The sequence below is a fragment of the Legionella nigrisilvae genome (assembly GCF_977063395.2).
Genome location: NZ_CDRUGZ020000042.1, coordinates 287,821 through 299,854 on the forward strand (window position 1 = coordinate 287,821; position 12,034 = coordinate 299,854).

Below are 12,034 nucleotides of genomic sequence, written 5' to 3' on the forward strand. Positions count from 1 at the left end.
GAGTATTTTCCTTAAAATTTAGGTTCTATTTGACCACCCACAAAACCATTCGATACACTTATTATGGATTACAAAATTATGGATTACAAAATTATGGATTATTTATGTTAAAACCATTTACATCACAAATTCATCCCCCTACTTCCTTTAATGAACCCGCATTCTGGTTTATCTTTCATGGCGAAGACATCCTTTTACAGAACCACACTATCCCCAAATTGTTCAATCTTAACGATCTTCATCTCCTTATTGAACGCCAAATTTATTTTGGAATCTATGGCAACACCCCGTGTTTTGCTGTACAGATTCAGAAACGCCCTGAGATACTTCCCAAAGATGCTACGTTCCAACATATCCGGCAAGCACATGAACTTCTAGGCGACGAAGATCTTTTTTTACTTGTTTCCAAAGCCAAGCAACTCTTGTATTGGGATAAAAGCACTCAGTTTTGTGGGTATTGTGGTCATCCAACTCAATACAGTACAAAAGAACGAGCTAAAATATGTTCTGAATGTCACTCATTAATTTTTCCTCAAATTGCCCCTGCTATGTTGGTATTAATTTGGCGAGATAATGAGCTTTTACTTGCGCGATCACCTCATTTTATGCCTGGAGTTTACAGTCTGCTGGCTGGCTTTGTGGAACCTGGAGAAACGCTTGAACAGACGGTTATGCGCGAAGTAAAAGAAGAGGTGGGATTGACTATAAAAAATTTGTATTATTTTTCCTCTCAACCCTGGCCATTTCAAAGTAATTTAATGTTAGGGTTCATTGCCGAATATGACAGCGGTGAAATTCAAATCGATGCAACTGAAATTGAAGATGCTCAATGGTTTTCTATAAAAAAACTGCCACAACTCCCTAAACCTATCAGCCTTTCACGTCAAATGATTGATAAATATTTGGCAACGCAATCTCGTTAATGTCTACAAAATCCACCAAAAGATATATAATTGCCCAATCCATCAATTAGAAATACGATCTGCGCATTAAACTCAGATTAGGATTTGCATGAAAACCCAAACTGAAATCCTCAGTGATCTCGACTTATTATATGAAAAAAATCCTTTACCCACGATTGAATCTTCGGTTGAGCCAAATGGCGGGGTCCTGAACCTTGATAAAGCTCTGGCGGATAATTCAGAATGCTGGGATGCGATTGTTATAAATTCTGCTCAACTCGAAAAAAAAGCCATCATTCTTAAATCCAGCTTGAGCGAAACCACCGAAAATATTTATCTGAAACAATGCATTATAAAAAAGTTAGTCGATGATCATTTTTCTGTGTATTTTCCTACTAAAGAAGGTTTAAAAAAAATAGAAGATGTAGAGGAAGTTGATACCATCCATCTGAAATATTGCGAGATGGATCCCTCCCAAGAAATCGCTGAGATAAAAAAATTAAATCTCATTGGTGATCGGGTAACTTTTTTAGATACTGTTGAATTTGATGCGTTTTGTAACAAAGTTTTAAATTCCCCTGATGCATTTTTTAATTTCATCAATTCATTAACGCTGTATTTACCCAATCTATTCAGCGATCTAATTGACACCGAAGTAGTTCGAAAAGATTTAGTAGGTGCACTACAATGGTCCTTTGATACTCCTTTAGACATGGATATAGATTGGCGTCGAAAGTACATCCATTTTGAAAAAGCGATCGAATGTGAACCCCAGACAAAACCAATTCCTCAATTTTTACAATCCAGCATGTCGTCCCCTACACTCCTCCCTGAACCCGACAAACTTTATTTCGCTTATTTATTAAAAAATCGTCCTGACATACTGAAAAAAATAATTCATATTTCATTGACAAACAGCATCGTATCCCTCCCTTCTTTTCTCAATAAACGAGAAGGTCTACTCTCCTTGGCATTGGAAAATTGTGAATTAGAATCATTGAATGACTTTGAGGATGAAGAAAATGAAAATCCACTTTTAACTACTTCATTAAGATTTCTATTAGCACAAGAGATTAATTTTTCTTCTAAACGTCTTGCATCGTTATTAAATAATTCACCAAATTTATTGTCGCTTTGTCTCGTCGACGGAACCATTACCAAGGCTCCATCTCTCTCTTTGCTCTCTAAAAAAATGGCCAATTTAAAAACGCTTTCATTAAACAGTGTAAAAACATCGACACGTCAAATAAATGCATTAATTAATGCAACACCCAACTTAAGAGAATTGGCTCTCGCCAACCTATTTTTATCTTGGGAAGATTCGTTGAACCTGAAAGCCCCGCTCATCCACTTAAAAGATCTTTCCATTAGCTCCAGTTTTATTTTTGATGATGTCTATATTCTTGTAAACTCTGCTCCAAACCTCGAAACTTTGTTTATTTATTCATTTGATTGGACAGAATATAGTGAACCGCTCATCCAACCTGATAAGCCACTAAAATCTTTAAAAAAAGTTATCCTCGGCCAAGGAAAAATGGCTCCCGCGCAACTTTATAGCCTATTAACCAACGCACCCAATTTAACCTATCTTGAATTATCATCCTGCTATCTTGATTTTGAATCGATTTCTATAGCACCGAACTCATTACCCAATTTAAAAAAACTTATTACCCGAGGAACTCATATTTCCTCAGATCAATTACTGTATTTTTTCCTGGCTGCAAGAAATTTAAATGAAATTGAAATGGATAATCCCGATGATCTTCTTACTTTACTAAATGCATTGGAACCCGCCTCGCTTTCGTCATTAAGGCACATCACTTTTTCTTTAAATGCTTTGAGCTTTTCGCAATTAAATCAATTAATCAAAGTTGCACCTAACGTCAAATCAATATCGTTCCCAACGCCACGAAACAAAGAGGATTTAATTGCGATACAGTGGGTACAACACAGTTACCCCCAAATTGAAATCAACTTATTTGAACCTCACTTGAAACAAATACCACAATATGGATATACCGAGGATTCTTTATCTCTTGATGGAAATATAGGCGAAACGGAGCATACTCCATCCTTGCCTGCACGTACGATTTTCAAAACGAAAACGGGTCCGAGCCCTCATGTTTCAAGTTATCATCTTAATACCTTCTTTTGGTCCCCTTTCAGTAAAAACTTTAAACCCTACATTCCTTTAGAAAAAAATCTAGAGGCTGTTCCTGAAGCTTTAAAATGCACTACCCACCAGTTAGAAGAAGAATTTAATCAATCCGAAACGTCAAAAAAACTCGTTTATGGGCAAATCACTTTTGAAAAGCCTCTAATTAATCAATGGCTGCAATTACCTGCCTTAAGCACTTGCGATACATTGCTCAACTATGCTGCAGAACATCCAGATTTTGAATTAAAAAGATGTAAGAATTCCGGTTATTATTTCATAAAATTTAAGAGGGAGCTTGAATCATGTCTGGTCAATTACATCATTGAACCAGGAAATAACGTTGACTTTACTCTTCAAAACAAGGCACCTAAAGAACATTTAGAATGGATCTCCAAATTATCTTTTGATGTCACAGGTGCCTTGATTAACAACAATGAATATCAAAAGTTATTGAATCTTGATGAGACGCAGCGTATTCAAGCTCTGGCCGAATATTGTCGTTTTGAAGAAGAATCCGCTACAGCGGATATAAAAGGGAATGCAATTAACGTATTGAATTCTTTAATCAAACAACGTGCAGGAGTGTGCAGACATCGAGCTCAACTCTTTTCTGCTTTGGCATTTGCATTGCAAATTGATGCCAGCCTTAAAGAGAACGATGTCCACCAATTCGTTCTCGTTCGACACAAGGATGCGCATTTTACTTTGGATTTAGGGGGAGGTGTTGCTCACTTGATTGATCTTCCCATGCCGCCACTAAAAAAAAGAAAGGATGAAAAGACCACTGAAGATAAAAAAACCAAAAAAACGGTTAGCCCTTTAAAACCCGATAACCGCTTTCAAACCTGGAATAGCGTACCGCTCCAAGCCCTAAATGCCGGTGAGCTTGTAAAAAAACTTACTTCCAAGAATTGGTATGCAAAGCAGTGGCTTATTTTTAAAGACAACCATGGAATAGAGGCGCTTCATCAAGCATCCACAGAATACAAAAACACTTTTTTCTCACGTGACTTAGATTCTATGGTCCTCCGTAATTTGCGAGTGGAACACAGCCTGGACCAGCAGGTAGATAGCCCTATAAGTCAGTTTTTAAAAAATGCTACTTTAAATCCAAATGAATCCTATACCTGGTTTATAAACTGGTCTGATCCTAAAGCGCGCCATGTCAGTTTAAATAGTATCATCGACAAGGAAAATCCAAATCTGGGTAATCTCCCTATTCCCCCTAATGTGCATGTGGTGGTGGGAATGGATGAGCGATCTGCATTTAAAATGGGAGATGACTTTTATTCACGTTTCAATGCCATCAGCCAAGCACCTGACCTACCTCCTATCGAATTATCAGCGATTAAGCTGAACCAACCTGTAGGGGATGACGACGTCCTATTTCCTTCTCCTTTAAACTGGGAATCTATTTTTCTAGGAAGACATACCTTTAATGAAGGAACTTTAGGTGTTTTTCCCGGTGCGCTGATGAAAGCCGCCAAAAATAAAACTTCTAAATTAACTGTGCATAATGCGCCATTTGAAGATCCTAAGTTTCGCTTCTTGATCACAGAATTAATGGCAACAAACCGTTTTTTCTTTAATGGTGAATGGCATGAATTGTCTAAAGACTTTCACCTAGAATTTGCCCAACCTGACTTGAGTACTTATCCCGACGTGATTAAGCCTATCGCTGGAAAAAAACGAATTGTTAATCAAACAACACTTCCTTTATTTTCCAATCAATACAAAATCACCGAGAATCATACACTTAAACCACTTCCTGGATTTTTTGCTTTAGACCAACAACTCGAACTACTAGTGACGGATAACTTAACTGAAATTCAGTGGTACAGCCTTTTGAGGGAAGCTCAAAAAGCACAATGCACCCTAAATATTAAGACAACACCTAATGTGTTTGTTCCAGAACCATTAAAAAAATCAATCATTCCCATTGATGGGTTAGGCCAGAGTAATCAACTCATTATTACAAATGATTTAGATGATGCCGAAGAACACTATAAACCTGTAGATGCTATCACGATCAATATTGATCCAAAAACCAATTTTAACAGTTTGTTTTTCCACGTTTCTTTAAAAAACAAATTATTTAAGGGTGAAGAAACTGAATTACTTAAAGCCATCAAATCAGGTAAGGCTGTAGTCCTCAAAGGCCAATTTTCAACAACTTTGGCTCAACAATTACAAACTCTCTTCATCAATCCTCCTACTCTTTGGGTCAATGGAGAGGTCGTTTCGGCTCAAAACATCACGTTAATAAGTGACAATCCAGCCCCTTTCAAGGCCATCCATAAAACCGTTCACCATTATAAGCCTGAAAAAGACTTCGCTCGGTTACATCCAGAATTGGCAGAACTATTAAAAAAAACCTATCAGCAACTCAAATTAACGCCATGCCATAGCCATTTCATAGATTTACCCACCAATACCACACAGCATTCGCAATGGCTTGATGGTTTAATTAGAAAACTGAAATGGAGCGCTGGAATTCTTCCGGAAAGCGAAGAACCAACAACCCCTGAAATGGTGCTGAACTATCTGGATCATCATCCATTGGTATTTTTAACCAGTAAAACCGGCACGGGAAAAAGTTATTTCGTCCAAAAAATCTTGCCCAAGTATGGGAAGGAACATCAAAAGCCCATTATCATCTACCATGAATTGGCAGCGATAAAAAATTGGCTTGAACACAAAGGTGAAAGTCAACCTATATTATTCATTGATGAGGCCAATCTGAGTCAGGAGCATTACGCTTTGTTTGAAGCACTTGCCCGCGGCGATAAAGAGTTTTGGTATGAAGGCACCTGTTATCCATTAAAAAATCATAAAATCATTTTTGCGGGAAATCCTACCCATTACGAGGGGCGTTTTGAACCTAATTTAATTAAACGATACCCAAACTACTTGCCTTTTGAAGGACAACCGCTAAAAAAAATATTAGCGCCGCTCCTTGAATCCAATGAGGATCCGAAGGGCTTATTAAAACTCATTGAAGCTTACTATATCAAAGCACAAGATGCCGGACTTAACATCACGCCTCGTAATGCTCAGATGATGTGTTTGCGCTATTTTATTTTAAAAGAGAACTCAAAAACCAAATTGATGACGGATGATTTCTTGATCCGATACGCCATTTTAAGTGAAATCAAAACATTAAGTCTGGATAAAAAGCTGAGCCTACCTCTTCGCTACGACATAAAACAAGGAACAATGTGGAGCGAGGAGAAGAAGAAACTCAAAACTGCATTGCAACAATTTCATCCAAAAACTGTCGACAAAAAATTCATCTGGACAGATTCACGAAAAAAAATTGCTTTGAGTATCGAAATGCTGTTGCTTATTCGAGAAAAGAAAATAAAAGGGGTATGGGATCAAGAACTGGGCATTAATGGGATTATTCTTGAAGCAGAACCCGGCCTGGGCAAAAGTCAATTAGTTCATACATTACTTAAAGCAAAGGGAATTGAATACATAACCATTTTTCCCACTAATCCTCAAGAAGTTCAAGCAAAACTTTTAGATGCATTTCATAAGGGTCAGGTTGTTTGTATTGAAGAATTTAATACTCAAATTCATGAACAATTACTAAATGCCCTACTTTCAGGGTATGATCTTGAAGGCAATCCGCCTAAAAAACCAGGTTTTTGTCTTATTGGAACCCAAAATCCAACCACTTTTCACGGTAGACTGCCTTTATCTAAAGCGCTCGACAATCGACTCATGCTTACTGAATTAAGTCACTATAAGTTTGATGAATTTATCAAAATTCTGACCGAAAAATTTAAATTACTGATCGATGAAGCACAAAATATCGCTACGGAATATTTTGAAGCGCGTACTTATGCACAAAGCCAAAGCTTATTTCCACCTCCAAACCCTCGCAATGTAATGAATGTAGCTGAGGAGGAACAAAAAAGACAAGAGATATTGGTTTGCTAAGAATAAGTGGATCCCGGTTATATTTGGGTGAAACATAGTGAAACTCAGACATAGAAGTTCTTCGAATCAAGAACTACACTTCAGTTATATAGATCACGGAATAATCAAAAATGGACAAATCAAAGTTTTTAAGCAAAGTTCTTGGAATTTATCTAATCATTGTAAGCTTGGCGATGTTTCTCAACTTAGAACAGTTTACAATTTATGTGCAAGCGCTCCTTAAGGATGCCCCATTAATGCTGGTTTTAGGGCTTTGGACTCTCATGCTTGGATTACTTATGGTTGTAAGTCATAATATTTGGCAATGGAATTGGCGGCTTTTAATAACCTTGATTAGTTGGGTCGTATTGCTCAAAGGAGCGAGTATATTTTTTTACCCTCACTATATTGATCAAGCTACTTTTCTCTTTATGCAAAATAAAAATATTGCCTATAGTGCCGCCGGATTTGAACTGCTCCTGGGCATCGTTCTTTGTTATTTCGGTTTTAAACGTTAGCACTATTTAATCCTACCGCCTCTTATGCTAAAAATTTACTAGGTTTCTAGTCAATTCATTGATTATTAGGTTAAAGTATTATGTCCGATTTTTTTTAATTAAGGGAATAGTAATGAAAATTTTAGCAAAATCACTTTTTTGTACTGTCTTTTTGGCCAATACTGCTTTTGCTGATGATCAAATAGCACAATTTAATACGCAAATTCAAAGTCAGTTAAAGCAGCTACAAGCCCAGCAGCAACAACAAATACAGCAACTTAACAGCCAACTCCAAGCACAAATTCAAAAAATACAAAATGATCTACAGCAACAAATACAAACAGCCAATAGTCAGCTGCAAAATCAGATCAAGACCGTACAAAGTCAATTGCAAACTCAAATACAAACTGTGAACACACAAGTACAACAATTAGCAGGAAAGCAAGTTCAGCCAGTAACCGTACCTGCTCCAAAAAAATAAGTTCAAAAAATCATTCCCGCACGCGCGGGAATTCTTCTATTAGCCCTGTTTTAATTATCTATAAGTATCGCTTGATTTCTTTTTAGGCAAAAATCCATTAAGAGTATATAATTTAAATTGAATTGGCTTAGAACAATAAGTTAATTCATTAGCTAGTAATGAGGGGATGAGTGAGGGAACATGGCACGACGTGAACTAAATTACAAAGAGGTAGCAGAGGCTGCGGAACGAGTTAAAAAACAAGGCCGAGAACCCTCTCTTATCAATGTTTGTGAAGAATTAGGAATCATTACACCTACCTCTAACCTATCTATGCTTCTTGAAAAATGGTATCACACCCAACCCGAATTTCAGCGCTCTGTTAAAGCTCCGCTTTCAGAAAATATAAATATAAAGGCCCATGATATTCTTGAAAAAAATATGGAACTGGAAAAGTCCCTATCTCTTTTGCGTGCCACTCTTGAATCCACTGCGGATGGTATCATGATGGTAAACGGAAAAGGCCAAGTTGTTGACTGGAATCAAAAATTCGTAGAAATGTGGCGCATTCCCTCCCATATGTTGGAATCTGGTACCGAAAGTATTGGTTTTGAATACATTTTGCAACAATTAAGTAATCCTGAAGCAGTAATTGCAGATGTAAAATATCTTTATGAAAATCCCGAGTGGCAAGGAGAACTACCCGTATTGCATTTTAAAGATGGCCGAATTTTTGAGCGATTTACTCAACCGCAACGAATAGGTTCTGAAATTGTTGGTAGAGTATACAGTTTCAGGGATATAACCCAAAAATTGCTCGAAGAAGATGAGCTTCGTATCCGAGAGCGTGCCATTGAAGCCAGTACCCATGGGGTTGCAATTATTGATATTTCTAAGCCCGATTTGCCCATTATTTATGTTAATAAAGCATTTGAACGCATTACAGGATATAGCGAAAGACAAATATTAGGACAAAATCTTACCTTTTTACATGGTAGTCAAGTGGAGCATGTGAATCAGAAACGAATTACTTTGGCGATTAAGGAATTACGCGAAGAAACTGTAGAGTTGGAAAGTTACCGACGTAGTGGTGAGGTTTTTTGGGCTGAAGTCAGTGTGGCACCCGTCAGAGACTCATTTGATAACGTCAAGCATTATGTCTGCATCCTTAACGACGTAACCCAACGTCGAGAAATGGAACAACAATTAATTCAACAGGCTACTCATGATTCACTCACTGAATTACCCAATCGAGTTTTATTAATTGACCGTGTGGATCAAGCTATCTTACTTGCCAAGAAAAAAGGCTCCATGCTGGCTTTTTTATTCCTTGATTTGGATCACTTTAAAATGACCAATGATACTTTAGGTCATAGTATTGGGGATAGAATGTTGCAAGCTGTATCGAATCGTTTAGTAATTGCTACTGACGATTTTGATACTGTTTGTCGCTTGGGGGGAGATGAGTTTGTGGTTTTGCTACAGGATGTTGTTAGTGAGTCGCAGGCACAACAAAAAGCAGAAGAAATACTTGCCTCTATTGCCAAACCGATTCAAATTGATCAACATAATTTAAAAATTACCGGTAGTATAGGAATTAGCTATTACCCTAAAGATGGCGATGATTATGAATCCTTAATGAGGTGTGCTGACTTATCGATGTATCATGCGAAAGATAATGGCCGCAACACCTATCGTACCTATGATAAAGAAATGAATACGCGCATCATAAATCGTATGCAACTCGACAATGCACTGCGTGATTCACTCAAGCGCAATGAATTTCATCTGGTGTATCAACCCTTTATAGATTTAGCTACGAATAAAACGATTGGCTTTGAAGCCTTATTACGTTGGCACAGCCATATTTTAGGAGATGTTCCTCCTAATGATTTTATAGGTATGGCCGAGGAAAATGGCTTAATTCTTGATATAGGGCTGTGGGTTTTGCGTGAAGCATGCAGTCAACTTGTACGCTGGCATCGCCAAGGTTATGAGCAATTAACTATGGCAGTGAATATTTCCGGGCGCCAATTCCGTCAGGCTCATTTACCTGAAATCATTGAGAATATTCTGCTTGAAACAGGTCTCCCTGCCAAATTTTTGGAGTTAGAACTTACTGAAAGCCTGCTTGTTGATAATGTAAAACATGCGGTGGAAACCATGTATGAGCTGAAAGACATGGGAACAAAGTTAGCCATTGATGATTTTGGTACAGGCTATTCAAGTTTGGCTTATCTTAAGCAGTTTCCTGTAGATAAATTAAAAATAGATCGTTCATTTATTAGTGAGTTGGTCAATCGGGAAAATGATGCTGCCATTACCCGAGCCATTATTAATTTGGGCCATAGTTTAAATTTACAGGTGTTAGCCGAAGGAGTCGAAACTGATTTACAACGTGAATTCATTATGCAGCATGGTTGTGACTATGCTCAGGGCTATTATTTTTCCATGCCTAAAAAAGCGGAAGACTTAAAAGAGTTCCTCCGCGAACACTATTAATTTTTATAACCCCTTTACTATTCCCATTTTTTTTCTAGATTTTCTCAAATCGGTACGATTCTTGCTGGTAAAAATTATGATGTAATTTTAGGTATTTATCATGTGAATTGATTATTAATAAATAAGCAGTCGTAGTAATTGCCGTCTGAAATGGATTGGTACGGGGGTGATCATTTAAAGTCCACTCGATTAAACCCTATTCTCACTAAATGCGGCAATCGTTCTAAAGGAGACTGGAATGAAAGAAGTAACCATTATTGGTTCAGGTTTGGCAGGAACCTTACTTGCACTTTATTTGGCTAAAAGAGGTTATAGACTCCATTTATTTGATGCACGACCCGATTTAAGACGCCTGCATGCAAATGAGGGGCGCTCAATTAACCTGGCTTTATCCTGCCGCGGCATTACCGGCTTGGAAGGGGTAGGTATTTTGCCACTAGTGAAAAAACTCATGGTTCCTATGCGGGCTCGTGCGATTCATGAAACTGATGGTCAAATTAAATTTCAATCGTTTGGCCGACATAAAGATGAATCTATAAATGCAATTCTACGTAATGAACTCAATAAATTATTGATTTATGAAGTGGAGAAATTTTCTAAGGTGCAACTCAACTTCAATACGAAACTCATTGATATGGATGTTGAGAATAAAATTGCCATCTTTAAATTACCTAATGGCACCTTTTTAGAACATAAATATGAGCTTCTCATTGGCGCTGATGGTGCAGGTTCATGTGTTCGTGAGCACTTGCAGGCGAAGCATTTAGTCCATGCATCGCGAATGTTCTTACCTTATGGGTATAAAGAGTTATCTATTGGAGAGCCTGGTCAAAATCATCTTATTCACGAACATTTACACCTCTGGCCAAGAGAGGCCTTTCTATTATTAGGGAATCCAAATCTGGATAAATCCATTACGGGCTCCCTATTCCTACCGCATGAAGGTAAGAATAGTTTTGCTGAATTGGATGATGAACTCAAAATAGATACTTTTTTTAAAGATTCATTTCCAGATGCGTATGCCGAAATGCCTCATGTAATTGAAGAATTTACCCAACATCCCACAGGGAATATGAGTACTATAAAATGCGATCCATGGTTTCACCAAGATCAATGCCTCCTAATTGGAGATGCGGCTCATGGGGTGGTCCCTTTTTTTGGACAGGGAATGAATAGCGCGTTTGAAGATTGTCGTATTTTAAATAAACTTCTGGACCAATATCATGATGATTGGCAAAAAGTCATGCCTGAATTTTATCGTTCAAGAAAAATTAATACCGATGCTGTAGCTCAAATGTCTCTTGATAACTTCCACGAAATTCAAATCGATATCAGAGACAGAAGATTTAACTTAAAAAAACAACTGGAACATGAATTAATGCATCGATATCCAGAATATTATGTTTCAAAACATGTCTTAGTGATGTTTACAAATACCCCTTATGCAGAAGCGCAAGCACATGGGGAATTACAAGCGGTATTTTTAAATAAAATATGTGATAACGTGGAGCGAATTGAAGAGATTGACTGGGAAAAAGTAGAGAAAGAATTAAAACAATATGACAAAAAATTGGCATAATTGATTTGGATT

Annotated in this window: 6 protein-coding genes; all 6 read left to right on the top strand. The window is 37.4% G+C overall.

Annotated features, from left to right (window positions below; genetic code table 11):
- Nucleotides 1-104: 104 nt before the first annotated feature.
- The 6 genes from nudC to ACWTE2_RS29645 all read left to right on the top strand — a co-directional run bounded on the left by nudC (nucleotide 105) and on the right by ACWTE2_RS29645 (nucleotide 12,022).
- On the top strand, nucleotides 105-923 hold the full coding sequence (gene nudC / locus ACWTE2_RS29620) for an NAD(+) diphosphatase (RefSeq protein ID WP_454785576.1): 819 nt from the start codon (nucleotides 105-107) through the stop codon (nucleotides 921-923).
- A gap of 88 nt (nucleotides 924-1,011) precedes the next feature.
- Nucleotides 1,012-7,005, top strand: a complete 5,994-nt coding sequence (locus tag ACWTE2_RS29625) for a hypothetical protein (RefSeq protein ID WP_454785577.1) — start codon at nucleotides 1,012-1,014, stop codon at nucleotides 7,003-7,005.
- Between the two features lie 110 nt (nucleotides 7,006-7,115).
- Nucleotides 7,116-7,502, top strand: a complete 387-nt coding sequence (locus tag ACWTE2_RS29630; protein ID WP_182392512.1) for a hypothetical protein — start codon at nucleotides 7,116-7,118, stop codon at nucleotides 7,500-7,502.
- A 112-nt stretch (nucleotides 7,503-7,614) separates the two neighbouring features.
- A complete protein-coding gene (locus tag ACWTE2_RS29635; protein ID WP_454785578.1) occupies nucleotides 7,615-7,962 on the top strand; it encodes a hypothetical protein in 348 nt (115 codons plus the stop codon).
- A 180-nt stretch (nucleotides 7,963-8,142) separates the two neighbouring features.
- Nucleotides 8,143-10,443 carry a sensor domain-containing protein gene (locus tag ACWTE2_RS29640; protein ID WP_454785579.1) on the top strand — a complete coding sequence of 767 codons (2,301 nt, stop codon included), beginning with the start codon at nucleotides 8,143-8,145 and terminating at the stop codon, nucleotides 10,441-10,443.
- Between the two features lie 238 nt (nucleotides 10,444-10,681).
- Nucleotides 10,682-12,022, top strand: coding sequence for an FAD-dependent oxidoreductase (locus ACWTE2_RS29645; RefSeq protein WP_454785580.1), 1,341 nt, complete (start codon nucleotides 10,682-10,684; stop codon nucleotides 12,020-12,022).
- Nucleotides 12,023-12,034 lie beyond the last annotated feature (12 nt).

Excerpts from the sequence above, each read along its gene's own strand:
- nudC (WP_454785576.1), top strand. The coding sequence starts at position 105 with ATGTTAAAACCATTTACATCACAAATTCATCCCCCTACTTCCTTTAAT.
- ACWTE2_RS29625 (WP_454785577.1), top strand. The coding sequence starts at position 1,012 with ATGAAAACCCAAACTGAAATCCTCAGTGATCTCGACTTATTATATGAA.
- ACWTE2_RS29630 (WP_182392512.1), top strand. The coding sequence starts at position 7,116 with ATGGACAAATCAAAGTTTTTAAGCAAAGTTCTTGGAATTTATCTAATC.
- ACWTE2_RS29635 (WP_454785578.1), top strand. The coding sequence starts at position 7,615 with ATGAAAATTTTAGCAAAATCACTTTTTTGTACTGTCTTTTTGGCCAAT.
- ACWTE2_RS29640 (WP_454785579.1), top strand. The coding sequence starts at position 8,143 with ATGGCACGACGTGAACTAAATTACAAAGAGGTAGCAGAGGCTGCGGAA.
- ACWTE2_RS29645 (WP_454785580.1), top strand. The coding sequence starts at position 10,682 with ATGAAAGAAGTAACCATTATTGGTTCAGGTTTGGCAGGAACCTTACTT.